The sequence below is a fragment of the Streptomyces sp. NPDC056128 genome (genome assembly GCF_042263835.1).
Lineage (GTDB): Bacteria > Actinomycetota > Actinomycetes > Streptomycetales > Streptomycetaceae > Streptomyces.
Genome location: NZ_JBHJVQ010000034.1, coordinates 19,160 through 44,662, shown reverse-complemented (window position 1 = coordinate 44,662; position 25,503 = coordinate 19,160). Strand labels below are relative to the sequence as shown.

General features: G+C 73.6%; 24 protein-coding genes, 3 pseudogenes and 1 riboswitch. Of the genes and pseudogenes, 11 read left to right on the top strand and 16 right to left on the bottom strand.

The genetic code is table 11. The annotated features are described in order from the left end of the window. Position 1: 1 nt before the first annotated feature. Positions 2-829 carry an enoyl-CoA hydratase family protein gene (locus ACFC1X_RS35550; RefSeq protein WP_376362219.1) on the bottom strand — a complete coding sequence of 276 codons (828 nt, stop codon included), beginning with the start codon at positions 827-829 and terminating at the stop codon, positions 2-4. Positions 830-1,061: 232 nt separating this feature from the next. On the opposite strand from ACFC1X_RS35550, the gene ACFC1X_RS35545 reads away from it, so the two are divergent. Beyond that, complete coding sequence (locus ACFC1X_RS35545) at positions 1,062-1,502, top strand: ATP-binding protein (RefSeq protein ID WP_376362216.1); 441 nt, start codon at positions 1,062-1,064, stop codon at positions 1,500-1,502. Here the strand turns inward: ACFC1X_RS35545 and ACFC1X_RS35540 are convergent. The 3 genes from ACFC1X_RS35540 to ACFC1X_RS35530 form a co-directional block, all read right to left on the bottom strand. Further along, positions 1,459-2,901: an amino acid permease gene (locus ACFC1X_RS35540; protein WP_376362213.1), complete on the bottom strand. Its 1,443-nt coding sequence runs from the start codon at positions 2,899-2,901 to the stop codon at positions 1,459-1,461. The genes ACFC1X_RS35545 and ACFC1X_RS35540 overlap by 44 nt on opposite strands. A gap of 101 nt (positions 2,902-3,002) precedes the next feature. After that, positions 3,003-4,010, bottom strand: coding sequence for an ornithine carbamoyltransferase (argF, locus tag ACFC1X_RS35535; protein WP_376362210.1), 1,008 nt, complete (start codon positions 4,008-4,010; stop codon positions 3,003-3,005). A 65-nt stretch (positions 4,011-4,075) separates the two neighbouring features. Next, positions 4,076-5,299, bottom strand: a complete 1,224-nt coding sequence (locus tag ACFC1X_RS35530) for an arginine deiminase (RefSeq protein WP_376362207.1) — start codon at positions 5,297-5,299, stop codon at positions 4,076-4,078. Positions 5,300-5,465: 166 nt separating this feature from the next. Here ACFC1X_RS35530 and ACFC1X_RS35525 point away from each other — a divergent pair, with 166 nt between their 5' ends. After that, positions 5,466-6,752: a cation:proton antiporter gene (locus ACFC1X_RS35525; RefSeq protein WP_376362204.1), complete on the top strand. Its 1,287-nt coding sequence runs from the start codon at positions 5,466-5,468 to the stop codon at positions 6,750-6,752. Between the two features lie 27 nt (positions 6,753-6,779). Here ACFC1X_RS35525 and ACFC1X_RS35520 read toward each other — a convergent pair whose 3' ends face one another. The 8 genes from ACFC1X_RS35520 to ACFC1X_RS35485 all read right to left on the bottom strand — a co-directional run bounded on the left by ACFC1X_RS35520 (position 6,780) and on the right by ACFC1X_RS35485 (position 15,362). Continuing rightward, entirely contained in the window at positions 6,780-9,347 is a 2,568-nt protein-coding gene (locus ACFC1X_RS35520; protein WP_376362201.1) for a polynucleotide kinase-phosphatase, read from the bottom strand. Beyond that, positions 9,344-10,813 (bottom strand): 3' terminal RNA ribose 2'-O-methyltransferase Hen1, encoded by a 1,470-nt coding sequence (locus ACFC1X_RS35515; RefSeq protein ID WP_376362198.1) that lies wholly within the window; start codon positions 10,811-10,813, stop codon positions 9,344-9,346. Before ACFC1X_RS35515 ends, ACFC1X_RS35520 begins: the two co-directional genes overlap by 4 nt. Before the next feature lie 158 nt (positions 10,814-10,971). Further along, entirely contained in the window at positions 10,972-11,895 is a 924-nt protein-coding gene (locus tag ACFC1X_RS35510; protein ID WP_376362197.1) for an LLM class F420-dependent oxidoreductase, read from the bottom strand. A 227-nt stretch (positions 11,896-12,122) separates the two neighbouring features. After that, on the bottom strand, positions 12,123-12,593 hold the full coding sequence (locus ACFC1X_RS35505; RefSeq protein ID WP_122618403.1) for a DUF6099 family protein: 471 nt from the start codon (positions 12,591-12,593) through the stop codon (positions 12,123-12,125). Positions 12,594-12,816: 223 nt separating this feature from the next. Next, positions 12,817-13,161, bottom strand: a complete 345-nt coding sequence (locus ACFC1X_RS35500) for a nucleotide pyrophosphohydrolase (RefSeq protein WP_376362193.1) — start codon at positions 13,159-13,161, stop codon at positions 12,817-12,819. Further along, on the bottom strand, positions 13,158-14,312 hold the full coding sequence (locus tag ACFC1X_RS35495; RefSeq protein ID WP_376362191.1) for an ATP-binding protein: 1,155 nt from the start codon (positions 14,310-14,312) through the stop codon (positions 13,158-13,160). Before ACFC1X_RS35495 ends, ACFC1X_RS35500 begins: the two co-directional genes overlap by 4 nt. A 95-nt stretch (positions 14,313-14,407) precedes the next feature. Beyond that, complete coding sequence (locus tag ACFC1X_RS35490) at positions 14,408-14,800, bottom strand: cell division protein SepF (protein ID WP_376362188.1); 393 nt, start codon at positions 14,798-14,800, stop codon at positions 14,408-14,410. Positions 14,801-14,897: 97 nt separating this feature from the next. Beyond that, the gene (locus tag ACFC1X_RS35485; protein ID WP_376362186.1) at positions 14,898-15,362 is read right to left on the bottom strand and encodes a hypothetical protein; all 465 of its coding nucleotides are present in this window, start codon (positions 15,360-15,362) and stop codon (positions 14,898-14,900) included. Between the two features lie 277 nt (positions 15,363-15,639). Between ACFC1X_RS35485 and ACFC1X_RS35480 the strand changes: the two are divergent. From ACFC1X_RS35480 to ACFC1X_RS35450, 7 genes and pseudogenes are all read left to right on the top strand, one after another. Further along, a pseudogene (locus ACFC1X_RS35480) lies at positions 15,640-16,911 on the top strand (chloride channel protein); the annotation flags it as partial. Positions 16,912-17,001: 90 nt separating this feature from the next. Further along, entirely contained in the window at positions 17,002-17,475 is a 474-nt protein-coding gene (locus ACFC1X_RS35475) for a potassium channel family protein (RefSeq protein WP_376362318.1), read from the top strand. Positions 17,476-17,551: 76 nt separating this feature from the next. Beyond that, positions 17,552-17,738: riboswitch (cobalamin riboswitch) on the top strand. Between the two features lie 29 nt (positions 17,739-17,767). Then, complete coding sequence (locus tag ACFC1X_RS35470; RefSeq protein WP_376362183.1) at positions 17,768-18,475, top strand: energy-coupling factor ABC transporter permease; 708 nt, start codon at positions 17,768-17,770, stop codon at positions 18,473-18,475. Next, the gene (locus ACFC1X_RS35465; RefSeq protein WP_376362180.1) at positions 18,472-18,810 is read left to right on the top strand and encodes an energy-coupling factor ABC transporter substrate-binding protein; all 339 of its coding nucleotides are present in this window, start codon (positions 18,472-18,474) and stop codon (positions 18,808-18,810) included. Before ACFC1X_RS35470 ends, ACFC1X_RS35465 begins: the two co-directional genes overlap by 4 nt. Then, positions 18,811-19,560 carry a cobalt ECF transporter T component CbiQ gene (gene cbiQ / locus ACFC1X_RS35460; RefSeq protein WP_376362177.1) on the top strand — a complete coding sequence of 250 codons (750 nt, stop codon included), beginning with the start codon at positions 18,811-18,813 and terminating at the stop codon, positions 19,558-19,560. Further along, positions 19,557-20,405 carry an ATP-binding cassette domain-containing protein gene (locus ACFC1X_RS35455; protein ID WP_376362174.1) on the top strand — a complete coding sequence of 283 codons (849 nt, stop codon included), beginning with the start codon at positions 19,557-19,559 and terminating at the stop codon, positions 20,403-20,405. The genes cbiQ and ACFC1X_RS35455 overlap by 4 nt, the downstream gene beginning before the upstream one ends. Positions 20,406-20,475: 70 nt before the next feature. Then, a pseudogene (locus ACFC1X_RS35450) lies at positions 20,476-20,601 on the top strand (ABC transporter ATP-binding protein); the annotation flags it as partial. A gap of 28 nt (positions 20,602-20,629) precedes the next feature. On the opposite strand, the gene ACFC1X_RS35445 reads toward ACFC1X_RS35450, so the two are convergent. Beyond that, positions 20,630-22,252 (bottom strand): MFS transporter, encoded by a 1,623-nt coding sequence (locus ACFC1X_RS35445; RefSeq protein ID WP_376362172.1) that lies wholly within the window; start codon positions 22,250-22,252, stop codon positions 20,630-20,632. A 140-nt stretch (positions 22,253-22,392) separates the two neighbouring features. Between ACFC1X_RS35445 and ACFC1X_RS35440 the strand changes: the two genes are divergently transcribed. Continuing rightward, positions 22,393-23,028: a TetR family transcriptional regulator gene (locus ACFC1X_RS35440; protein WP_376362169.1), complete on the top strand. Its 636-nt coding sequence runs from the start codon at positions 22,393-22,395 to the stop codon at positions 23,026-23,028. A 185-nt stretch (positions 23,029-23,213) separates the two neighbouring features. Here ACFC1X_RS35440 and ACFC1X_RS35435 read toward each other — a convergent pair whose 3' ends face one another. The 3 genes and pseudogenes from ACFC1X_RS35435 to ACFC1X_RS35425 form a co-directional block, all read right to left on the bottom strand. Further along, a complete protein-coding gene (locus ACFC1X_RS35435; RefSeq protein WP_376362167.1) occupies positions 23,214-23,873 on the bottom strand; it encodes a TetR/AcrR family transcriptional regulator in 660 nt (219 codons plus the stop codon). 98 nt (positions 23,874-23,971) lie between these two features. Then, positions 23,972-24,673: a MarR family transcriptional regulator gene (locus ACFC1X_RS35430; protein ID WP_376362315.1), complete on the bottom strand. Its 702-nt coding sequence runs from the start codon at positions 24,671-24,673 to the stop codon at positions 23,972-23,974. Between the two features lie 39 nt (positions 24,674-24,712). Beyond that, positions 24,713-24,808 (bottom strand): annotated as a pseudogene (locus tag ACFC1X_RS35425) (MarR family transcriptional regulator); the annotation flags it as partial. A gap of 84 nt (positions 24,809-24,892) precedes the next feature. On the opposite strand from ACFC1X_RS35425, the gene ACFC1X_RS35420 reads away from it, so the two are divergent. After that, complete coding sequence (locus ACFC1X_RS35420; protein WP_376362312.1) at positions 24,893-25,501, top strand: DUF4097 family beta strand repeat-containing protein; 609 nt, start codon at positions 24,893-24,895, stop codon at positions 25,499-25,501. Positions 25,502-25,503 lie beyond the last annotated feature (2 nt).

Here is a 25,503-nt window from a genome sequence, read left to right as displayed (position 1 = left end):
TCTACCTCCCTCGCCACTTCGGGGGGCGTTTCTCTGTGAAGGACGCGTGGAATTCTGCGTAGTCCTCGCCCGTCATCAGGAGGGCCTGGGTGGAGGCGTCCAGTTCGATGGCTGCTGCGAGGGGCATGTCCAGTTCGGTGGTGAGGAGGGCCTTGGTCTGGGCGTGGGCGAGGGCGGGGCCGTCTGCGAGGCGGTGGGCGAGGGCGTGGGCGGCCTCGTCGGCGCGGCCCTCGTCGGTCAGCTCGCTGATCAGGCCGATGCGCTCGGCCTCGGGCGCCCGCACCGTGTCGCCGAGCATCAGCAGCCGCGTGGCGTGGCCGAGGCCGACGACGCGGGGCAGCAGGTACGCGGCGCCCATGTCGCCGCCGGAGAGGCCGACGCGGGTGAAGAGGAAGGCGAAGCGGGCGGACGGGTCGGCGACGCGGAAGTCGGCGGCCAGCGCGAGGACCGCGCCCGCGCCCGCGGCGACGCCGTGCAGCGCGGCGATCACCGGGAAGGGGCACTCCCGGATCGCCCGGACGACCTGGCCGGTCATGCGGTTGAAGTCCAGGAGCTGGGCGGTGTCCATGGACAGGGTCGCGCCGATGATCTCGTCGACGTCGCCGCCGGAGCAGAAGCCGCGGCCCTCGCCGGCCAGGACCAGGGCGCGTACGGACCGCTCCCGGGACAGCTCCGCGAGCAGGTCGCGCAGGTCGGCGTAGGCCTCGAAGGTGAGGGCGTTGAGCTTGTCGGGGCGGGCGAGGGTGACGGTGGCGACGCCGTCGGCGCGCTCGACGCGCAGGTGCCGCCAGTCTGAGGTGGGGGCGGCGGAGCCGGTGAAGGGACTCATGACGGGCGGGGCCTCCTAGGGCGGGCACGGCCTCACTGAGCGTGGTGTCTCGCGGCCCTTCGAAGTTATCACCCTTCCGTGACTGTCGTCACGAGGGCGCGATACTTCGGTCCCGTACCAGGGGGCCGAAGGTCCCGAGGGGTGCCCGTCGAACGGCTCTGCCGGGTGGCGCCGTACCATTCATACGGTTGAAAGCAGGACAGGACGCCCTGCTCCACGAAACGGACCCGCCGTGCAAGATCACTCCAAAGCTCCCGCCTCCTGGCGCATCGCGCTGCCGCACTCCGCCGCGGCCGTGCCGGTGGCCCGTGCCCTGGTGCGCACGGCCCTGGCCGAGCTGGAGCACACGACGGACGGCGACACCGCGGAGCTGCTGACGGCGGAGCTGGTCGCCAACGCCGTGGAGCACACCTCGGGCGGGACGCCGATCGAGCTGGTGGTGGAGCTGATGCCGACCGGCTGCCAGGTCGAGGTGCACGATCCGGACCCGGCACCGCCCGCCGACCTCACCCGCCCCGGACTGGAGCCGCCCGACCCGTGGCAGGAACACGGGCGCGGTCTGCTGCTGATCCGCGCCCTCAGCTCGTCCTGCGGTCACCGGCCCACCGGCTCGGGCAAGGCGGTCTGGTTCAGGCTTCCTGCGGTACCCGCTCCGCGTCGCTCTCCGGAGTGACCTCCGCCTTGGCGAGGCGGGAGTGCCGGCGGCCGTAGGCCGTGTACACCAGCAGCCCCACCGCCAGGAACACCGCGAACTGGAGCCAGGTGGCGCCGCCCGTCTCGTACATCAGGTAGAGGCAGAAACCGACGCCAAGGAGCGGGGTCACCGGGTACAGCGGCACCCGGAAGGTGCGGGCGAGGCCCGGCTCGCGGCGGCGCAGCGCGATGACGGAGACGTTCACGGCGGCCATGGTGGCGAGGGTGCCGATGGTGCACAGGTTGACCACCGCGTCCAGCGGCGCGAAGGCGGCGGGGAGGGCGAAGACCGCGCCGACGATCAGCGTCCCGGCGACCGGGGTGGCGGTGCGCGGCGAGACCTTCTCGAAGACCCGCGGGATCAGTCCGTCCCGGGACATCGACATCAGGATGCGGGTCTGGCCGTACATGACGGCGAGCACCACCGAGGCGATGGCGACCACCGCGCCGAAGGCGACCACGCCGCCGCCGACCGTGGAGCCGGTGACCTCGTTCACGACGTACGAGAGGGCGGCGGGCCGGTCGCCGACCGCGTCGCCGCCGACGGCGCCGATCGCGGCGACGGCGACCGCGCAGTAGAGCAGGGTGACCAGGCCGATGCAGACCAGGATCGCGACGGGGATGTCCCGGCGCGGGTTCTTGGCCTCCTCGCCGGCCGTGGTGATCGCGTCGAAGCCGATGTACGAGAAGAAGGCGGCCGTGGTGCCGGCGCCGATGCCGCCGAGGCCGGCCGGTGAGAACGGGCTGAGGTTGCCGTCCTTGAAGGCGACGAAGCCGATGGCGCAGAAGGCGATCAGGACGGCCAGCTTGAGGACGGCCATCGCGGCCGTGGCCCGGGCGCTCTCCCGCACGCCGCGCACCAGCAGGACGCAGGCCAGGGCGATGACGATCACCGCGGGCAGGTTGACCGCGCCGCCGTCGCCGGGGCCCGCGGACAGGGCGTGCGGCAGCTGGATGCCGAGGACGCTGTCGAGCAGTTCGTTGACGTACTGGCTCCAGCCGACCGCGACCGCGGAGACCGAGACGCCGTACTCCAGGAGCAGGCACCAGCCGACGAGGAAGGCGGTGCGCTCGCCGAGCCCGGCGTAGGCGAAGGAGTACGAGGAGCCGGAGACCGGGATCGCGCCGCCCAGCTCGGCGAAGGCGAACGCGGTGAAGACGCAGGTGATCGCGGCCAGGATGAAGGAGACGACGACGGCCGGGCCGGCCTCGGCGACGGAGTCGGACAGACCGACGAAGATGCCGGTGCCGACGATCGCGCCGACGCCGAAGCAGACGAGCTGGAAGAGGCCCATCGTGCGCTTCAGGCCGTGGCCTTCGCGGTCGGCGCCGGATTCGGCGATGAGGACCTGGGGGGACTTGATACGGGAAGCGGGCATTGCGGGTGGTGCTCGTTTCTGGTGGTGCGGGGCGCGACGGTGGTCGCGGCGGCGGCTCCGGAAGGGGTGGCTCCGGGGCCGCCGGACAGCATAGGGCCTGTTCAGGCGAGGGTGGCCACGAGTACGGCCTTGATCGTGTGCAGCCGGTTCTCCGCCTCGTCGAAGACGACGGAGTGCGCGGACTCGAAGACCTCGTCCGTGACCTCCAGGGACTCCAGGCCGTGGGCCTCGAAGATCTCCTGGCCGACCTTGGTGCCCAGGTCGTGGAAGGCGGGCAGGCAGTGGAGGAACTTGACGTCCGGGTTGCCGGTGGCGCGCAGGACGTCCATGGTCACCGCGTAGGGGGCGAGGGCCTTGATCCGCTCGGCCCAGACCTCCTTGGGCTCGCCCATGGAGACCCAGACGTCGGTGACGACGAACCCGACGCCGCGCACCCCCTCGTCCACGTCCTCGGTGAGGGTGATGCGCGCCCCGCTGGACTCGGCCAGCCCCCTCGCCCGGTCGACGACCTCCTGGGCGGGCCAGTAGGCGCGCGGGGCCACAATGCGCACGTCCATGCCGAGCAGGGCGCCGGTGACCAGGTAGGAGTTGCCCATGTTGAAGCGGGCGTCACCGAGGTAGGCGAAGGCGGTCTCCGACAGCGGGCGGGCGGTGTGCTCGGTCATGGTGAGCACGTCGGCGAGCATCTGGGTGGGGTGCCAGTCGTCGGTCAGGCCGTTGTAGACGGGGACGCCGGCGAAGGCGGCCAGCTCCTCGACCTTGGCCTGGCTGTCGCCCCGGTACTGGATCGCGTCGTACATGCGGCCCAGGACGCGGGCGGTGTCCTTCACGGACTCCTTGTGCCCGATCTGCGAGCCGGCCGGGTCGAGGTAGGTGGTCGAGGCGCCCTGGTCGGCGGCGGCGACCTCGAACGCGCAGCGGGTGCGCGTCGAGGTCTTCTCGAAGATCAGCGCGATGTTCCTGCCCTGGAGATACCGTGTCTCGGTCCCGGCCTTCTTCGCCGCCTTCAGCTCCGCGGCCAGTTCGACCAGGCCGCGGAACTCCTCCTCGGTGAAATCCAGCTCCTTGAGGAAGTGGCGGCCGGCGAGGGCGGTCGGGACTGTCGCCATGGGGCGCTCCAGAGATACAGGGTCGGGGGACTGACTCCTGGAAGTCTATACGACCTTCTGAATTTCTATACAGGCGCCCGCTCCACCGGGCAGCTCATGCAGCGCGGGCCGCCTCTGCCCCGGCCCAGCTCGCTGCCGGGGATCTCGATCACCTCGATGCCCTGCTTGCGCAGGTGGGTGTTGGTGGTGGCGTTCCGTTCGTAGGCGACCACGACCCCCGGCTCGACGGCCAGGACGTTGCAGCCGTCGTCCCACTGCTCGCGTTCGGCGGCGTGGACGTCCTGGGTCGCGGTCAGGACCCGGATCTCGCCCAGCCCGAGCGCGGCGGCGATCGCGCGGTGCATGTGCTCCGGCGGATGGTCGGTGACCTTCAGGTCCTTCTCCCCCGCGCCCGGCTCGATGGTGTAGGAGCGGAGCATGCCGAGCCCGGCGTACTGGGTGAAGGTGTCGCCGTCGACCATCGTCATCACGGTGTCCAGGTGCATGAAGGCACGCCGCTTGGGCATGTCGAGGGCCACGATGGTGCGGGCCGAGCCCGCGGCGAACAGCTTGTGGGCGAGCATCTCGACGGCCTGGGGCGTGGTCCGCTCGCTCATGCCGATGAGCACGGCGCCGTCGCCGATCACGAGGACGTCGCCGCCCTCGATGGTGGAGGGGTAGTCGGCCTGCCCCTCGGACCACAGGTGGAAGGTCTCGTCCCGGAACAGCGGGTGGTGCCGGTAGATCGCCTCGAAGTGGACCGTCTCGCGCTGCCGGGCGGGCCAGCGCATGGCGTTGATGGAGACGCCGTCGTAGATCCAGGCGGAGGTGTCCCGGGTGAAGAGGTGGTTGGGCAGCGGGCCGAGCAGGAAGTCGTCCAGCTCCATGGCGTGGAAGCGCACGGAGGTCGGCTCCGGGTGCGCCTCCAGGAACTCCCGTTTGGTCATGCCGCCGACCAGGACCTCGGCGAGTTCGTGGGCGGGCAGGTTCTCGAAGGCGGCCCGGAGATGGTCCGTGGCCAGCACTCCGTACTCCTTCTCGTCGAAGACCCGGTCCAGGACGAGCCGGCGGGCCGCCGGGACGTCGAGGGTCTCCGTGAGCAGGTCGCCGAAGAGGTGGACGGCGACCCCGCGGTCGCGGAGCACGTCCGCGAACCCGTCGTGCTCGGCGCGCGCCCGGCGCACCCAGAGCACGTCGTCGAAGAGAAGGGCGTCCTTGTTGCTGGGGGTGAGCCTTTTGAGCTCGAGATCCGGCCGGTGCAGGATGACGCGGCTGAGCCGCCCGGCTTCGGATGCGACGTGGAATCCCATGTCTCCATCCTGACCATTCGGGCGCGCGTTCACCCCCTGCTTTCCCGTGCCCGTGGCCACAAGTGCGCCCTCCCGGTGCCCCTGTGCGACGTCGGTGTGCCCCGGGGTCCTCGCGTAGACCAGAGCGAGGGCCGGAGCGCCCGGCCACGGTCAGGGGGGAGTCCGGTTGAGTCCCGATACGATGATCGCCCATTTCGTGGGTGCCTCGGCGCTGATCCTGGTGGCCGCGCACGCCGGCGGCTGGCTGGCCCGGCGGCTGCGCCAGCCCTGCATCGTGGGACAGCTGGCGGCGGGGATCGCGCTCGGCCCGTCCCTGCTCGGCGGTCTGGCCCCCGACGCGTACGCCGCGCTGTTCCCGGCGGCGATCGGCCCGGCGCTGACCGGGTTCGCGCAGTTCTCCCTGGTGGTGTTCCTGTTCGCGGTGGGCTACGAGCTGGATCTGAAGGTCCTCGGCGACCGGGCGCGCACGTCGTTGACCGTGGCACTGGCCTCGTTCGTGGTGCCGATGGCCGTGGGGTGCGGCTGTGCGCTGCTGTTCCGGGACGCGCTGCACGAGCTGGGCATGGAGCGGGACCCGTCGGTCGCCACGGTGCTCTTCGCGGGGATCGCCCTGTCGATAACGGCGGTGCCGGTGCTGACCGCGATCGTGCGGGAGAACGGGCTGTCGCGTTCGGTGCCGGGGGTGGTGGCGGTCTCGGCGGCCGGGGTGCTGGACGCGGTGTGCTGGACGGTGCTGGCGGCCGCGCTGCTGGACAGCGGTGCGGGGGACGCGGCGCTCGGCTGGCCCTGGCGGGCGGCGCTCGCGGTCGGCTTCGTCACCGTGATGGCGCTCGCCGCCCGGCCGGTCCTGCGCGGGCTGCTGTGGCGCACCCGCCTGGAGCCGTCGCTGCGGCTGGCGCTGCTCATCGGGTTCGCGCTCGGGTCGGCCTGGGTGACGCACTCCCTGGGACTGCACGTGATCTTCGGGGCGCTGCTCGCCGGGGTGGTGGTCCCGCGGGAGGAGGGCGGCACGCTCGACCCCGATCTGCTGCGGCCGCTGCACGAGGTCGGTTCCCTGCTGCTGCCGTTCTTCTTCGTGCTCTCGGGGCAGTCCGTGGCCCTGAACAGCATGACCGGCACGGGCTGGGCGGCCCTGCTGGTGGTGACGGTGCTGGCGGTCGTGACGAAGGTCGGCAGCGGGACGGTGGCGGCCCGGCTGGGCGGCCTTGACCGGCACGAGGCGCGCACGGTCGGGGTTCTGCTCAGCGCCCGGGGCCTGACCGAGCTGATCGCCCTCAACGCGGGTCTGGAGGCGGGGCTGCTGAGCGGCCCGCTCTACACGGTCCTGGTGTTCATGGCGCTGACCACCACGCTGCTGACCCAGCCGTTCCTGCTGCTGACCCGCCGCCTGGCCGACCGGGACCGCCGCGCGGCCCCGGTCCCGGACACCGCCGTGAAGCCGTCCGCGGGGTGACGCGGCGGTGTCGCCGCGTCACCCGGTTCACAGCCGCGGGTCCACCGGCTCCGACTCCAGCGCCAGCACCCCGAACACCGCCTCGTGCACCCGCCACAGCGGCTCGCCGTCCGCGAGGCGGTCCAGGGCCTCCAGGCCGAGGGCGTACTCGCGGATCGCCAGGGACCGCTTGTGGTTCAGGAACCGCCCGCGCAGGCGGGTGAGGTTGTCGGGGCGGGTGTACTCGGGGCCGTAGATGATCCGCAGGTACTCGCGGCCGCGGCACTTGATGCCGGGCTGGACCAGGCGCCCCCGCGGGTCCCGCACCAGGGCGCCGACCGGCTTGACCACCATGCCCTCGCCGCCGCGGCCGGTCATCTCCAGCCACCAGTCGACGCCGGCGCCGACCGACTCGGGGTCGCCGGTGTCGACGTACAGCCGCCGTGTGGTGTGCAGCAGGCCGGTGGTGTCGTGCTCGACGAGGCGGTCGATGAGGGCGAGCTGCTCGTCATGCGGCAGGGACGCGAGGCTGCGGCCCTGGGCGGCGAGGATCTGGAACGGGGCGAGGCGGACGCCGTCCAGGCCGTCGGTGGTCCAGCAGTAGCGGCGGTAGGCGTCCGTGAAGGCGGCGGCGTCGGCGGACCGCTCGCGCTGGCGGGCCAGGAGGCCGGCGACCTCGACGCCGCGCGCGGCGGCACCCTCCAGCGCGGCGAGTGCGCCCGGGAAGACCGCGCCGGAGGCGGCGCCCACGGCGGCGTACTGGGAGCGCAGCAGCCCGGACGCCTTCAGGGACCAGGGCATCAGCTCGGCGTCAAGGAGCAGCCAGTCGGTGGACAGTTCGTCCCACAGTCCGGCCTCGCCGATCGCCACGCGCAGCCGGTCCAGGACCGCCTCGGCCACGGTCGCGTCGTCGAAGAACGGGCGGCCGGTACGGGTGTAGAGGGAGCCCGTGGGACCGTCCGCGCCGAAGCGGGCGCGAGCCGCGTCCGCGTCGCGGCACACCAGCGCCACCGCCCGCGAACCCATGTGCTTCTCCTCGCACACGACCCGCGCCACGCCGTCCGCCGCGTACTGCGCGAACGCCTCCTCCGGGTGCTCCAGGTAGCCCTCCACGGACGAGGTGGCGGTCGGTGCCATGGTCGGCGGGAGGTACGGCAGCAGCCGGGGGTCGGTGGCGAAGCGGCTCATGACCTCCAGGGCCGCCGCGCCGTTCTCCTCGCGCACGGTGATGCGGCCCGCGTGCCGGGTCTCCACCACCCGGCGGCCCTGCACGTCCGCCAGGTCCAGCGGGCGTCCGTCGTGTCCGCCGGGGGCCTCGGTGCGCAGGGGCTTCACCGGCTCGTACCAGACCCGCTCGGCCGGTACGTCGACCAGTTCGCGCTCCGGCCAGCGCAGCGCGGTGAGCTTGCCGCCGAAGACGGCGCCGGTGTCCAGGCAGATGGTGTTGTTGAGCCAGGTGGCCTCCGGGACCGGGGTGTGGCCGTAGACGACGGCCGCGCGGCCCCGGTAGTCCTCGGCCCACGGGTAGCGCACCGGCAGCCCGAACTCGTCGGTCTCGCCGGTGGTCTCGCCGTACAGGGCGTGCGAGCGGACCCGGCCGGAGGTGCGGCCGTGGTACTTCTCCGGCAGACCGGCGTGGCAGACCACGAGCCGGCCGCCGTCGAGGACGTAGTGGCTGACCAGGCCGTCGATGAACTCCCGTACCTCGGCGCGGAACTCCTCGCTCTCGCCGTCCATCTGCTCGATGGTCTCGGCGAGTCCGTGGGTGTGCTGGACCTTGCGGCCCTTGAGGTGGCGGCCGTACTTGTTCTCGTGGTTGCCGGGCACGCACAGCGCGTTGCCCGACTTCACCATGGACATCACGCGGCGCAGGACGCCGGGGCTGTCCGGGCCCCGGTCGACCAGGTCGCCGACGAAGACGGCGGTGCGGCCCTCGGGGTGGACGCCGTCGGCGTAGCCCAGCTTGCCCAGCAGGGCGTCCAGTTCGGCGGCGCAGCCGTGGATGTCGCCGACGATGTCGAAGGGTCCGGTGAGGTGGGTGAGGTCGTTGAACCGCTTCTCGGTGACGACGGTGGCGTGCTCGGCCTCCGCCGCGCCGCGCAGGATGTGCACCTTGCGGAAGCCCTCGCGCTCCAGGTGGCGCAGGGAGCGGCGGAGTTCGCGGGTGTGGCGCTGGATGACCCGGTGGGGCATGTCGGCCCGGTCGGTGCGGGTCGCGTTGCGCTCGGCGCAGACTTCCTCGGGCACGTCCAGGACGATCGCGATGGGCAGCACGTCGTGCCGCTTGGCCAGCTCGATCAGCTGACGGCGGGCGTCCTGCTGCACGTTGGTCGCGTCGACGACGGTGCGGCGGCCGGCCGCGAGCCGCTTGCCGGCGATGTAGTGCAGGACGTCGAAGGCGTCCCGGCTGGCGCTCTGGTCGTTCTCGTCGTCGGCGACCAGGCCCCGGCAGAAGTCGGAGGAGATGACCTCGGTGGGCTTGAACTGGCGCCGGGCGAAGGTGGACTTGCCGGAGCCGGAGGCGCCGATCAGCACGACGAGGGAGAGGTCGGTGACGGGGAGGGTCCGGGTCCTCGCGGTGGTGTCGGTGGTCCCGGGGGTGTCCTTGGTGGTCATGCGGCCTTCGCCTCCTTCTCGGTCGGGGTCCTGGTGGTGAACACGGCCATCTGGGTGGGCGGTCCCACCTCGGGGTCGTCGGGGCCGACGGGGCGGAACCCGACGTCGTATCCGTGCCGTTCGGCGACCGTCTCCGCCCAGGTCCGGAACTCCTCGCGGGTCCACTCGAAGCGGTGGTCGCGGTGGCGGACGTGGCCGGCCGGGAGGGTCTCCCAGCGCACGTTGTACTCGACGTTCGGCGTGGTGACGACGACGGTGCGGGGGCGGGCGGCGCCGAAGACCGCGTACTCCAGGGCGGGCAGCCTCGGCAGGTCGAGGTGTTCGATCACCTCGCTGAGCACGGCGGCGTCGTAGCCCCCCAGCCTCTTGTCGGTGTAGGCGAGGGAGCCCTGGAAGAGGTTCACGCGCGCGGCCTGCCGCTCACCCATGCGGTCCAGCTTGAGCCGCCGGGAGGCGATGGTGAGCGCGCGCACCGACACGTCCACGCCGGTGATCTCGGTGAACCGCGGCTCCTTGAGCAGTTCGCGCACCAGGTGGCCCTCGCCGCAGCCGAGGTCGAGGACGCGGGCGGCGGCGTGGTCGCGGAGCGCGGTGAGGATGGCCTCGCGGCGGTGCACGGCGAGCGGGGTCGGCCGGTCCTCCTGCTCGGTCTCGGCCGCGACGGCGTTGTCGATCTCCTCGACGTCGCTGTCGTCGGTCTCCGCCAGCCGGAGCAGTTCCAGTCGCTCCATCGCCTCGCGCGTCAGCGACCAGCGGCGGGACAGGTAGCGGCTGGTGATCAGCTTCTGCTCGGGGTGGCCCGGCAGCCAGCCCTCGCCGGCCCGCAGCAGCTTGTCGACCTCGTCCGGCGAGACCCAGTAGTGCTTGGCGTCGTCGAGCACCGGCAGCAGGACGTACAGGTGGCGCAGGGCGTCGGAGAGGGTGCGGGTGCCGGACTCCAGGACCAGGCGGACGTAGCGCGAGTCGCCCCACTCGGGGAACTCGGTGTCCAGCGGCACGGCCTCGACGGTGACGGCCCAGCCGAGCGGCTCGAAGAGGCGGCGGACGAGGCCGGGGCCGCCGCGGGCGGGCAGCGCCGGGATCTCGACGCGCAGCGGCAGCGGCTCGGCGGCACGCTCCGGGCGGGCCTTGCACACGCCGCGCATCGCGCTGGAGAAGACGTTGCTCAGGGCGACGGCGAGGAGGGAGGAGGCCGCGTAGGGGCGGTCGTTGACGTACTGCGCGAGGGCCGCGTCGGGGGCGCCGCCGCGGCCCTTGCCCTTGCCGCGCCTGACCAGCGCCACCGCGTCGACCTCCAGCAGCAGCGCCGCCGTGCAGCGCTGCTCCTCCGCCTCCGGGTAGAACACGTGGGCCGTGCCGAAGGAGGTGGAGAACGCCTGCGCGTTGTCGGGATGCTTGTGCAGCAGGAAGCCGAGGTCGGTCGCGGGGTGCCCGGGGGTGCCGGTGGTGGTGATGGTCAGGAACATGCTGGGGGCCTCTCCGGCCGGTGGATGCTTACGAGGCGCCGTACGCACGGGAGCCCCCGGGGTGAGTGATCCCGGGGGGCTCCGGCAGGACGACGGTCACACCATCGCACAGGGCCGGTGACCGGCGCCTTCGGATATCGGGCGGGGGTGTCAGGGCGTCAGGACAGCTGCGCCTGGACCTGGGAGGAGATCAGCTCCAGGTGGTCCAGGTCGTCGAGGTCGAGGATCTGGAGGTAGATCCGCCGGGCGCCGACGGCGGCGTACCGGCCGATCTTGTCGACGACCTCGGCCGGGGAGCCCGCGAGGCCGTTGGCCTTCAGCTCGTCGACCTCGCGGCCGATCACGGCGGCGCGGCGGGCGACCTCGGCGTCGTCCTTGCCGACGCAGGCGACGAGGGCGTTGGAGTAGGTGAGGGCGTCGGCCCCCCGGCCGGCCTCCTCGGCGGCGGCCCGCACCCGGCCGAACTGCCGCTCGGTGTCCTCGACGGAGGCGAACGGCATGTTGAACTCGTCGGCGTACTGGCCGGCCAGGCGCGGGGTGCGGGTGGCCCCGTGTCCGCCGATGAGCACGGGCACCTTCGGCTGCGCGGGCTTGGGCAGCGCGGGCGAGTCGGTGAGGTCGTAGAACTTGCCGTGGAAGTCGAAGGTCTTGCCGGCCTCGGTGGCCCACAGACCGGTGACGATGGCCAGTTGCTCCTCCAGGCGGCCGAGCTTCTCCTTCGGGAAGGGGATGCCGTACGCCTTGTGCTCCTCCTCGAACCAGCCGGCGCCCAGGCCCAGCTCGACCCGGCCGCCCGACATCTGATCCACCTGCGCGACCTGGATGGCGAGGACGCCGGGCAGCCGGAAGGTGCCGGCGGTCATGAGGGTGCCGAGGCGGATGCGCTTCGTCTCCCGGGCGAGACCCGCCAGGGTGATCCAGGCGTCGGTCGGGCCGGGCAGGCCGTCCGAGGAGCCCATGCGGAGATAGTGGTCCGAGCGGAAGAAGGCGTCGAAGCCGAGATCCTCGGTGGCCTTGGCCACGGCGAGCAAGGTGTCGTAGGTGGCCCCCTGCTGGGGCTCGGTGAAGATACGGAGATCCATGCGTTCCATCCTGCCTGCTCGGCGCGGGGGCGCCGGACAGGCTCTCCCGGCGCTGGGGCCTGTCCGGCGGATCAGGTCGCAGCAGCTGCAAGGCGGAGGAGGGCGTCGACGCGATGGGGGTCCCCCCGCGCGAGCGGAGCCGAGCGTGGGGGAGTCGGCAACCGACGACAACGCCGCAGATGGGCGTGCCAGACCCCGCGTCTGCGGCATGATCCGCCGGACAGGCCCTAGCCGGCCTCCCGCTCCGGTAACCCGGCGTCGCGGTCGGTGAGTTTGCGCAGCATCTCCAGGACCCGGTCGCGTGATTCGTCCGCCGCGTCGATCGCCTCCACGCACTGCCAGTAGGTGGCCTCGTCGTCGGCGGCGCAGGCGATGCCCACCAGGGCTATGCCGGTCTCGCCGAGCAGGGTGCCCAGGCGCATCAGGGCCTGGCGGGCGTCGCCCAGCTCGGTGAGCTGGGCGGCGCGCAGTTCGCCCGGGGCCAGGTCCGGGGTGTGCAGGACTCCGCAGCCGCGGCCCGCCAGTTCGGTCAGGCCGATGGCCTCGCCGCGCAGTTCCGGTGGGCCGTGGACGGCCAGCCGGCTGCCGATCGCCTGGGCGAGGGCCTGCACCTGCCACACCTCGGTCAGGACGTCCGGCACCTCTCCGCCGGCGGCCAGGGCACGCCCACTGGTCACGATGAGCCGCACAGCGTCCATGCGCTGCCCCCGTCTGTTTCCGACGCGCGCGCGGCGCGTCCGCCCGAACTCCGTTACTCACTACCCAGAGTGAAGGCGTGTGGGACGAAAAGCCAGAGGAAGGCGGAAATCTTCGGACAACATCTCGATAACTGGCCGGATTTTGACTGCGGAGAGTGATAACGGAGTGGTCGACTCCTCCGTACTCGGCCGTCCTGCCGCCGTCCTGCCGCCGTCCTGCCGCTCAGTCGTCCCGCGGGTCCGGCACGGGGAACCGCGACTCGTTCCGCTCGATCTTCGCCTCCAGCGCGGCCAGCGGATCGACGCCCAGCACCTCGCAGAACTGGAGCAGATAGGCCAGGACGTCGGCGACCTCGTCCCGGACGCGGTGCGCGGTGTCCGGGTCGGCCATGACCCCGGCCGACTGCTCGGGCGTCAGCCACTGGAAGATCTCGACGAGTTCGCCGGCCTCCACACTGAGCGCCGCGACCAGGTTCTTGGGCGTGTGGTACGGCTGCCAGTGCCGGGCGGCGGCGAACTCGGCGAGCCTGCGCTGGAGTACGGCGAGGTCCTGGGGGTGATCGGTCACGGGTCCAGGTGTACCACCGTGACGCCGTCCGCCCCCGCCGCCCACGAGGCGTCGGCGACCGCTCCGACGAGGCGGATGTGGCCGCGGTCGCACATCCGCGCCGCCAGCCGCAGGAGTTCGGCGCGCTGGCGCACGTCCAGGCCGCGGTCGAAGCCGTCGGCGAGGACGGTGAGCGTCTGCAGCGCGGCGGGGACCTCGCCGGCCGGGTCGACCTCCAGCACCCCGGGTCCGGTGAACAGCACCAGCGCGAGGGCGAGGTAGCGGAGTTCGCCGTAGCCGAGCCGGGCCAGGCCCGTGCGCACGCCGTCGCCGCGGTCCAGCAGGGCGCGGACCACGCCGCCGACGGCGGGTTCGGCCAGTACGTCCGTGACGGGGCCCGCGCAGCCGGTGCGGACCGCCGCGACGAACTGCGCGTGCCGCCGGCCGCATTCGGTACGGGTGCGCCACAGCACGTCGGCGAGGTTGTCGCAGCCTCCCAGCAGGCGTCCGGAGCCGGTCGGTACGGGCTCCCGCATCCGGCCGGGCCGGGGGTCGCAGGCGAAGACGGAACGCAGGGCGACCACCATCTGCTCGGCGGCGGCCAGCACCCTGCGCTGTCCGTCCGTCTTGCCGGCCACCCGCAGCGGCAGCAGCGGGGTGCCGAGCCGGTCGTCGGGCAGCGGGGCGCGGGTCACCGGCGCCGAACCGGCCGTGTGCCAGGCGGCCTGCACGGTGCGCCGGCCGGGGTCGCGCAGGGCCGTCTCCAGCAGCACGACGCCGTCCGCCGACAGCCGCTCCCCCACGACGCGCAGTTCGGGCTCCGCCTGCACGGCGACGTCCAGGTGGACCGGGCCCTCGGCGCCGTCTGCCGTGCAGCCGATGCGGAAGCCCCGGCGCCGCTGGGCGTCGGGCCGGGCCCGTTCGGGCACGCAGGCGACGGGGTCGGGGAACACGACGCCGAGTTCCGCGCCGCCGCCGAGCCGGGCCAGGGCGTCGTAGGCCCTGAGCGCGGTGGTCTTGCCGCAGCCGCTGGGCCCGGCGAGCAGGGTGAGCGGCCCGAGCCGCAGCACCGCGCGCCGGTGCCCCGCGAAGGCGGACAGCCGCAGCTCCGTGACGCGGGGCCGGCCGGGGAGCGGTGCGTCGGACGCCGTCGACGCGGATGACGCTGCCATATGCGGACCGTAGGACTCCGCCGTACGGCGAACCGTTCCGCCCGGACGGCGTTCCTACGATCGGGGGACGGCTCCGTCAGGGCCGGGCGGCGCCGTCACACCCCGGGGACCCCGAGGGCGCCCTCCATCAGCCCGTTCACCTCGGTCCCCGCCGGGCTCAGCAGGAAGACGTTGCGGTCGACCCGATGCATCCCGCTGGCCAGTCCGAAGACGACGCCGGTGCTGAAGTCCAGGACCCGCTTGGCGACATCGCCCTCGGCGCTGGTCAGGTCCAGCAGGACGGGGATGCCCGCCATCAGCGTCTCGGCGACCTCGCGCGCGTCCGCGAACACGTTGACCCGCAGCACCACGAACCGGCGGCGCCGCTCGGTCTCCGCCTCGGGCATCGCGCGGTGACCGACCGCCGACGGCCAGGCGTCGCGTCCGCGCAACGGAACGACCTGGGCGAGGCCCTCCCACTGCTCATCGGTGACGTCGTGGCTGTTCACCGGCTCCCCCGATTCCACTCGCCGTTATTGCCTGCACCAGCCAATTCTTACGGCAAGTCACCCGTTCGGCCCAACTGCGACACGGTCCCCCCGGCGCTCAGACCCGTGCCTCGCTGTCCTGGCGGCTGGCCAGGGCCCAGATGACGAACACGTCGATCGCCATCACGATCACGGCCCAGACGGGTGCGTACGGCAGGAACAGGAACTGCGCGACCAGGCTCAGCGAGGCGAGGACGATGCCCGCGACCCGCGCCCAGGCCATGTCCTTCAGCAGGCCGTAACCGGTGACGGCGACGAGGGCGCCGAGGACGACGTGGACGATGCCCCACCCGGTGAGGCTCATCTCGTAGACGTACGTGCCGATCCGGGCGTACACGTCGTCCTCGGCGATGGCCGCGATGCCCTGGAGGACGGCGAGGGCGCCGCTCAGCAGCAGCAGTACGCCGGCGAAGACGACGCCTCCGGTGACCCAGCCGCCCGAGCGGTCGGCCGAGCGCTGGGACCAGGTGCCTTCGCCGCCGTGGGACGGGCGTCCGGGAGTGGGTTCGGCGTGCTGGGTCATGTGCGCGCTCCTTTCTGCACGGCCCCCGTACGGGGCCTCGGCCCGCGAGCGGCGGGGCCGGCGCCGGCAGGTCCTTTCCGAGCCTGCGGGGCCCGGGACCGCCCGGCCACGCGGGTCCGCCGGACGGGTGAACGGCGGCCCTGCGTGCGCATGCGACCGCCCGCGCCCTCGCGTTAACTGAGCGGCACCCGCCGGAGCGGACGAAGGAGGGCACGTGACGAGTCGGCCGGCGCCGGCGAACTCCGCCCCGGGCCGGGCCGAGCAGTCGCTGCGGCACATGCTGCTCAGCCCCGGCTACCGGCGGCTGTTGCTGCTGTGCGTGCTGCTGGGCGTGCCGATCGCGCTGGCCTGCTTCTTCTTCGTCGGCCTCCAGCACCAGTTGCAGCACTGGGTGTGGACCTCGCTGCCCGAGGCGGCCGGGTACGACACCCCGCCCTGGTGGTGGCCGCTGCCCGCGCTGGTGCTGGCCGGGCTGGTCCTGGCGCCGATCGTGACCCGGATGCCCGGCGGCGGCGGCCATCTGCCGGTGAACGGTCTGGGCGGGCCGCCCGTCGGTCCCCGGGCGCTGCCCGGCGCGGTCCTGGCCGCGCTGGCCACCCTGCCGCTCGGTGTGGTGCTGGGTCCCGAGGCCCCGCTCATGGCCGTCGGCAGCGGGCTCGCGCTGCTCGCGGTGCGGCGGGCGGGCGCGGGCGGCGACCAGCGGGCCGGCGCGATCCTCGCCACGGCCGGTTCCACCGCCGCGATCTCCACGATCCTCGGCGGTCCGGTGGCCGCGGCCGTGCTGCTCATCGAGGGCGCGGGGCTGGCCGGGGCGCAGTTGGTCGTCCTGCTGCTGCCCTGTCTGCTGGCCAGCGCCACCGGCGCCCTGGTCTTCACCGGTTTCGGGCAGTGGACCGGGCTGAAGATCGGCGCGCTCGCCCTGCACGACGTGCCACCGGCCGCCAACCCGGACGCCGGTGACTTCCTCTGGGGCATCCCCACGGCGGCGCTGATCGCCGTGCTGATCACGCTGGCCCGCGAGCTGGGGCACCGCACCGTCTCCTGGACCCGGCGGCACACGGCCGTCCGCACCGTCGTCTGCGCCACGGCCGTCGGTGTCTGCGTCGCCGCGTACGCGCTGATCACCGGCCGCTCTCCGGCCGAGGCCGCGCTGTCCGGCCAGGCCACCCTCGCCCAGCTCGCCGCCCACCCGCACGCCTGGCCGGTGGGCGCGCTGATCGCCCTGGTCGCGTGCAAGGGGCTGGCCTGGGGCATCGCGCTGGGCAGTCTGCGCGGCGGCCCGATCTTCCCGGCGGTGCTGCTGGGCACGGCCACCGCCATGGCCTGCTCCGGGCTGCCCGGCTTCGGCGCGACCCCGGCGCTCGCCCTCGGCATCTCCGCCGCGGCGGCCGCGGTGACGGGGCTGCCGCTGTCCAGCGCGGTCCTGGCGGTGCTGCTGATGGGCGGGGACGCGTACGACCAGATGCCGCTGATCGTCACCGCGTCGGTGGTCTCCTTCGTCGTCTCCCAGGTGGTGCGCCGGACGGAACCGGAAGCGGCCCACCCCCCCGACGACGGGAACGACCGGGTGACGGAGCGCCGGACCGTACCGACCCGTACCGCCTGGCACACCGCCCGGCCCTGGGTCGTACGCGTCTGCGTGGCGGTGGCGGTGGTCGTGGCCTACTTCCTGCTCCCCCTCGACCATCTGGGGCCGCACCGGCCCGTGCTGAGCTGGGTGCTGTGCTCCCTGCTGCTGGCCGTCGTGGCCGCGCTGCTGCTCCGGCAGATCCACCACGTCCTCGTGGACCGCCCCGAGACCAAGCCCGGTGTGGTCATCACCCTGCTGATCATCCTGTCCGTGCACATCTTCTCGGCCACGTACTACGCCCTCGCCAAGCAGCCGGGCGAGTTCACCGGCCTGCACACCCGCGTCGACGCGCTCTACTTCACGGTGGTCACGCTCGCCACGGTCGGGTACGGGGACATCACGCCGAGCGGGCAGTCCGCCCGGATCGTGACCCTGCTCCAGATCGCCTACAGCTTCGTCTTCCTCACCGCCGCCGCGACCGCGCTCAGCACGCGGGCGCGCGCCATGGTGGTCCGGCGCACCGAACGGGACCGGTCCGGCTGACGTTTCCGCAGCCCCGAGCCCTGTCCGCCGGGTCCGCGCGACAGGAGGCCCGCTTGTCACCACCCCCGTGGGAGCACTACTGTCGCCACGCCTTGGTGAACGGGAAATCCGGTGTGATGCCGGTGCGGCCCTCGCCACTGTGAATCGGGAAGTCCGGCTCCGGCCCCTCGTGGGCAGCCACTGGGTCCTCGTGACCCGGGAAGGCGTTGCCCGGACTGCGGTACCCGTCAGCCAGGAGACCGGCCAGGGCGCGTCGTCCATCCACGAGGTGCTGGAGAGGGTCTGCTGAGCCATGCACATAGCCGAGGGCTTTCTGCCACCGGCGCACGCGATCGCCTGGGGTGTCGCGTCCGCGCCGTTCGTCGTCCACGGAGTCCGGTCACTCACCCGTGAGGTCAGGGAGCACCCGGAGAGCACGCTGCTCCTCGGCGCCTCCGGTGCCTTCACGTTCGTCCTGTCGGCCCTGAAACTGCCCTCCGTCACCGGAAGCTGCTCCCATCCGACCGGCACCGGTCTGGGCGCCATCCTCTTCCGGCCGCCGATCATGGCGGTCCTGGGCACCATCACCCTGCTCTTCCAGGCGCTGCTGCTCGCCCACGGCGGGCTGACCACGCTGGGCGCCAACGTCTTCTCGATGGCGATCGTCGGTCCCTGGGCCGGGTACGGCGTCTACCGGCTGCTGCGCCGCTACGACGTGCCGCTGATGGTCGCCGTGTTCTTCGGCGCGTTCGTCGCCGACCTGTCCACCTACTGCGTGACCAGCGTGCAGCTGGCGCTGGCCTTCCCGGACCCGAGCAGCGGATTCGCCGGGGCGCTCGGCAAGTTCGGGTCCATCTTCGCCGTCACGCAGATCCCGCTCGCGGTCAGCGAGGGCCTGCTCACGGTGATCGTGATGCGGCTGCTGGTGCAGTCCAGCAAGGGTGAACTGACCCGGCTGGGCGTGCTGCTCACCCGGTCGGGCAAGACCACGTCCGACGAGCAGGAGGCGGTGGCCCGATGACCCGCAACGCGAAGATCAACGCCCTGCTGCTGCTCGCCGTGGCCGCGCTCGCGGTGCTGCCGCTGGTGCTGGGGCTCGGCGACCACAAGGAGGAGCCGTTCGCCGGCGCGGACGCGGAGGCGGAGACGGCGATCACGGAGATCGAGCCGGACTACGAGCCGTGGTTCTCGCCGCTGTACGAACCGCCGTCCGGCGAGATCGAGTCGGCGCTGTTCGCGGTGCAGGCCGCGCTCGGCGCGGGCGTGCTGGCGTACTACTTCGGTGTGCGCCGGGGCCGGCGGCAGGGCGAGGAGCGGGCGGCGACGGCACTGCGGGACGCTCCCGAAGGGGACTGAGTGCTGCCGATCGACGCGGCGGCCCACAGCAGTCGGTGGCGCCGCCGCCATCCCGTGGACAAGGCCGTGCTCGGGCTGGGTCTGACCGTGCTCGCGATCTCGCTGCCGCCCTGGCCGGGCGCGGCGCTGGTGCTGGTGACGGCGCTGGCGGTGCTGCTCGGCCCGGCGGGGGTGCCCGGACGGCGGCTGTGGCGGGCGTACCGGGTGCCGTTGGGCTTCTGCGTGACGGGGGCGCTGCCGCTGCTGGTCCAGGTCGGGGGCCCCGGCGGGTTCCTGACGGTGGCGCAGGGCGGGCCGGTGCGCGCCGGTGAGCTGCTGCTGCGGACCTCGGCGGCCTCGCTCGGGGTGCTGCTGTTCGCGTTCACCACGCCGATGTCGGACCTGCTGCCCCGGCTGGTGCGGGCGGGGGTGCCCGCGCCGGTCGTGGACGTGGCGCTGGTGACGTACCGGATGAGTTTCCTGCTGCTGGACTCGGTGCGCCGCATCCGGGAGGCGCAGGCCGCGCGGCTGGGGCACACCACCCGGGCCGCGACCTGGCGTTCGCTGGGCGGGCTCGGCGCCACGGCGTTCGTACGGGCCTTCGACCGGGCGGCGCGGCTCCAGTCCGGGCTGGCGGGCCGCGGTTACGACGGCACCCTGCGGGTCCTGGTGCCCGAGGCCCGCGTCTCGGTGGCCTTCACGGCGGCGAGCGGCGCGCTCCTTGCGGCGCTGGCCGCCCTCACCCTCGTACTGGAAGGGCCGTTGTCGTGACTGGGACGAGCGAGGCGACGGCGGAGGCGCTGGTCGCCCTGCGGGGTGCGGCCTTCGCCTACGAGGAGGGGCCGGACGTGCTGGCCGGGCTGGACTTCTCGGTGCGCGAGGGGCGGGCGCTGGCGCTCCTCGGCCGCAACGGCAGCGGCAAGACCACCCTGATGCGGCTGCTGAGCGGCGGACTCCGGCCGCGTGCGGGGACGTTGACGCTCGACGGGGAGCCGGTGGCGTACGACCGCAAGGGGCTGACCCGGCTGCGGACCACGGTGCAGTTGGTGGTGCAGGATCCGGACGACCAGCTCTTCGCGGCCTCGGTGGGGCAGGACGTGTCCTTCGGGCCGTTGAACCTGGGCCTGCCGGACGCGGAGGTCAGGTCCCGGGTCGACGAGGCGCTCGCCGCGCTGGACATCGGGGCGCTGGCCGACCGGCCGACCCATCTGCTGTCGTACGGGCAGCGCAAGCGGACGGCGATCGCGGGGGCGGTCGCGATGCGGCCCCGGGTGCTGATCCTGGACGAGCCGACCGCCGGGCTCGATCCGGACGGCCAGGAGCGGCTGCTCGCCACGCTGGACCGGCTCCGCGCGGGCGGCACCACGGTGGTGATGGCCACGCATGACGTCGACCTCGCCCTGCGCTGGTCGGACGACGCAGCGCTGCTCACCCCGGACGGCGTGCGCACCGGCCCGACGGCCGCGACGCTGGCCCGCACGGATCTGCTGCGGCAGGCGGGGCTGCGGCTGCCCTGGGGCGTCGCGGCGGCCGGACTGCTGCGGGCGCGGGGCCTGCTGCCGGAGTCGGCGACCGGACCGCGCACCCCGGAGGAACTGGCCGCCCTGACCGACTGACGCGCGCGCCGGCCCGGACGGCGTGCGCACCAGCCCCACGCCCCCGACGCCGGCCCGCACGGAGCTGCCGCGGCAGGCCGGGCTGCGGCTGCCCTGGGGCGTCGCGGCGGCCGGACTGCTGCGGGCGCGGGGCCTGCTGCCGGAGTCGGCGACCGGACCGCGCACTCCGGAGGAGCTGGCCGCCCTGGCCGACTGACGCGTGCGCCGGCCGGGGCGGCCCGGGGTCAGCGCGTGGAGTCGCTGTGCTCCGGTTCGGGGGTGGCCGCCGTCGGCTCGCCCTCGGGACGGTCCTCGGCGCCGCCGCGGCGGCGGCCCGGGAGGACGGCGAGGACGATCAGGGTGCCGGCGGCCATGATGATGCCGCCGACGAGGCTGGTCGTCGAGACGCCGTGGGCGAAGGCCCGGTCGACGGCGTCGGTGAGGGCCTGCGCCTGCTCGGGCCCGGCGGCCGGGTCGGTGGCGAGCCGCTGGGCGACGGCCAGTCCGCCGCCCACGGAGTCCTGGGCGGTGTCCAGCGCGGCGGCCGGGAGGCGGTCGCCCACCAGGCTCGCCAGTTCGTCGCGGTAGGCGGTGCCGAGGAGGGAGCCGAGGACGGCGATGCCGAGCGAGCCGCCGAGTTCCAGCGCGGTGTCGTTGGCGCCGCCGCCGACGCCCAGTTCGTTCTCCGGGAAGCTGCCCATGATGGTGTCGGTGGCCGGGGAGACGCTGAGGCCGATCGCGAGGCCGAGCAGCAGCATCGGGGCGAGGAAGTCGGCGTAGGTGGAGCCCTGGTCGATCAGGACCAGCAGGAAGACACCGGCCGTGCCGATCGCCATGCCCGACCCGACCATGGCCTTCACACCCAGCTTCGGGGTGAGCCGCCCGGTCACCGCGGCGCCGACGAACACGGCCCCGGCCAGCGGCAGCAGCCGTACGCCCGTCTCCAGCGCGCCGTAGCCGAGCACGAACTGGAGGAACTGCGTGGCGTAGTAGATGGCGCCGTAGGTGCCGAAGAAGAAGAACAGCACGGCCAGCATCGAGCCGCTGAAGGGCCGCAGCAGGAACCGGCGCACGTCCAGCATGGGGTGCGGGTGGCGCAACTCCCAGGCGACGAAGGCCACCAGGCCGACGCCCGCCACGACGGCGGCGGTGACCGGACCGGCTCCCCAGCCGAAGTGCGGGCCCTCGATGCTCGCGTAGACCAGGGAGCCGACGGAGACGATGGAGAGCAGACCGCCCACGTAGTCGATCCGGCCCATGCCGGCCGCCTTGGACGGCGGTACGAGGAGCAGCGCGCCGACCACCGCGAGGACCGCGATGGGGACGTTGACCAGGAAGGTCGAACCCCAGGCGTGGTCCTCCAGGAGCCAGCCGGCGACCAGCGGGCCGACCGCGATGGCGAGTCCGGAGGTGGCGGTCCAGGCGGTGATGGCGCGGGCCCGCTCACCCTTGGGGAAGACCGCGACCAGCAGGGACAGGGTGGCCGGCATGACGACGGCGGCGCCCACGCCCATGACCGCGCGGGCCGCGATGACCAGCCCCGTCTCCTCGACCAGGCTGCCCATCACCGAGCCGCCCGCGAAGATCACCAGTCCGGCGATCAGGGCGCCGCGGCGGCTGTACTTGTCGCCGATCGCGCCGAGCACCAGCATCAGCGCGGCGTACGGGACGGTGTAGCCGTCGATGACCCACTGCAGGTCGCTGCTGCTCAGGCCCAGGTCGGCGGTCATGTCCGGCGCGGCCACGATCAGGGACGTGTTGGCCATCACGACGATCAGCAGGCTCAGACACAGCACGAGGAGGGCCCACCAGCGCCGCGGGTAGGGCCCGTTCATCTTCTCGACGGGTGTGGTGGCCAGTAGGGGCATGGGGGGCTCCGGGAAAACGCGGGCGGAACGCGGGCGATTTAATTGCCCATCGATGTGCAGACAAACGCCAGAGTAGTTTGTTGCACAGTGGTGTGCAAATATGACGCTCGAAGAGGTCGAGGAGGAGGGAGGCGGGCGGCATGCGGAGCGGAGGCGGCACGACGACCACTCGTGCCCGCATCCTGTGCGCGGCCGAGCGGCTGCTGGGCCGCGATCCCGACAGCAGCCTCGCGGAGGTCGCCGCGGCGGCCGGCGTGGCGCGCCGCACCGTCTACGGCCACTTCACCGGCCGCGACGCGCTGGTCGAAGGGCTGATCGAGGAGGCCGCGCGGGCGGTACGGCGCGCCCTCGCCGGACCGGACGCACCCGCCCCGGACGACGACCCCGCGACCGCGCTGGCCCGTTTCGTCCGCGCCCTCTGGCCGGTCGGCGACCGCTACGGCACGCTCATCGCACTCGCCCGCCGCCGGAGGCTCGACCCCGATCCGGTGCGCGCCGTCCTCGGCCCCGCCCGTGACACGGTCGCCGCGATCATCGTCCGCGGGCAGCGGGCGGGCGTCTTCCACACCGGCGTTCCGGCGGGGGTGCTCGGGGCGGCCCTGGAGGCACACCTGCTGGCACTGCTGGGCTGCGCCCGGTCCGGAACCTGGGAGGACGACGGCACGGGCGCGGCGGTGGCGGCGCTGGTGGTGGCGGGGGTGGGGAGCGGGACCGCGGCGGAGGTGGCGGGAGGCGGACGGTTCTCCGTGGGGACGAGGCCCGGGCGCGAACGGTGACGTGATCGGCGGGCGCGGGCGGTGGCCTACACGCCGGGGCGGACTCGGCGAGCGCGGGCGGTGACCTATACGCCGGAGGCGGGCACGGCGGACGCGGCCGGTGACGCACACGCCGTAGGCGGACTCGGCGGGCACGGCCGGTGACCCACACGCCGGAGGCGGACTCGACGGACCCGGCCGGGGACCTACACGCCGGGAACGGACTCCTCGGGTACCGGTGCCGGGTCGGCCTCCGTGACCACCGTGTGTGCGCGGCGCTGGGGCACGCCCGCCGCGATGAGCGTGGCGACGGCGGCCCGGGTGCCGTCGTCCTCCAGGGCCCCGGTGTTGACCTGCTCCAGGAGGGCGACGGTCATGGCCTCCAGTCCGGCGCTCAGCACGGCCGGCGGCAGATGCGCGGGGAAGACGCCGTCCCGCTGACCGCGCTCCAGGATGGCGGTGACCTCCGCACGGGCCGGGGCCAGGATCTCGGCGACTCGCTCCACGCCCAGGTCGTGCCGGGCCAGCGCGAGGAGCATCCGGTAGCGGTCGCCCACGGGCCACATCAGCAGCACGAAGTGCGCGAGCGCCCGGTCGGCCGGTTCGCCGGGCCCGACCCGCTCCGCCCCGGCGGCCATCGCGCCGCGCAGCACCTCGGACGCCTCCTCGGCGAGCGCCTCCAGGAGCGCCGCGCGTCCCGGGAAGTGGCCGAAGAGGGTACGCCGTACGACACCGGCGGCGCGGGCCAGCTCCTCCAGGGTGGTGTCCGGATTCCGCCCCAGCTCCCGGCGGGCCGTGGCCAGGATGCGCGCCCGGTTGGACCGCGCGTTGCGTCGCTGCGGCTCACGGGCGACGGGCTTGGACACGGCGACCTCGGGGCGGCGTTGCGGGGGCGGCGGGACGGTGGGGGTGGCGAAGATTCCATTCTGGCACGTGGCGTACGCGGGAGCGTGGCCGCCGATCGTCAGCGCTCCTCGGCCGGCTCGGCGCGGTCACCGGAGCGCGTCTCGGCCTTCACGTAGAGGATGTCGCGGGCCTGCTCGGCGGCGCGGGCGATGCCCTCGGAGACGAAGTCGAGGAACCGGGCGACGTTCTCCAGGCGGACCCCGGCGGGAGTGCCGGAGCCGAGGACGCCGGCGCCCTCCCGCGCGGTCTCGACGATCTGGAGGGTGGTGCGGGCGCTGGCCATCATCGACTGGTACCAGATGTCGTCGTCGACGACGTAGCGCTCGCGGCGGCGTTCGTCGCGCTCCCGCCGGACGAGGCCCTGGCCCTCGAGGAACGCCACGGCCTTGGACACGGACGCCGGGCTGACCTGGAGGCGCTCGACGAGTTCGGCGGCGGTGAGACTGCCCGAGTCGGTGATGGTGAGGCAGGCCATCACCCGGGACATCATCTTGGCCATACCGGACTGCATGAGGACGGTGGTGAAGACCTCCTCGAACTCCCGCACGGCCTCGGCGTCCCGCCCGTCGGCCACCGACGGCACCTCGACCGCCCGGGGCGCGGGCTGCCGGCGGCGGTGGGCGCGGCGTTCGGTGGCCCGGTGGGCGAGGTCGGCGCGGTAGGCGGTGGGGCCGCCGTTGCGCATGACCTCGCGGGTGACGGTCGAGGTCGGGCGGTCGAGACGTCTGGCGATCTCCGCGTAGGCGAGGCCGTCGGCCACCGACGGCCCCTTGACCGCCCGGGGCGCGGGCTGCCGGCGGCGGTGGGCGCGGCGTTCGGTGGCCCGGTGGGCGAGGTCGGCGCGGTAGGCGGTGGGACCGCCGTTGCGCATGACCTCGCGGGTGACGGTCGAGGTGGGCGGTCGAGACGTCTGGCGATCTCCGCGTAGGCGAGGCGTCGGCCACCCCCAGCGCGATCTGCTGACGTCCCCGCGGGCCGCATCCGCCTCATCGCCGCCGACCGGGTCGACACCGCGGTCGAGGTCCTCCCCGCGGACGCCAAGAAGGGCACCGACGTGAAGGCGGCGGAGCAGACCACGGTGGCGTACGGCGACGGCGTGCTGCGGATCGCGGCCGCACCGGCGAAGAACCGGGTCCTCGGCAACTCCGGCGCCATAGAGGTGACGGTCCAGCTGCCCGCCGGCTCCCGCGTCGAGGCGAGGACGGCCGACGCCGAGTTCCGCGGCGTCGGGCGGCTCGGAGACGTCGACTTCGAGGGGGCCAAGGGCTCGGTGAAGCTCGACGAGGCCGCGAGCGCCCGCCTCATCCTCCTCGCCGGCGACGTCACGGTGGGCAGGCTGGGCGGCGACGCGCGGCTCGGCACGCAGAAGGGCGACATCCGCGTCACCGAGGCGCTCAGCGGCACGGTCGAGCTGAGCACCGAGGCCGGTGACGTGTCGATCGGCGCCGCCCGCGGGGTCTCCGCGTCACTGGACGCCGGCACCTCCTACGGCCGGGTCCACAACTCCCTGAAGAACGCCGCCGACACCGCCGCCCTGCACATCCGGGCGACCACGTCCTACGGGGACATCAGCGCGCGTAGCCTGTGACG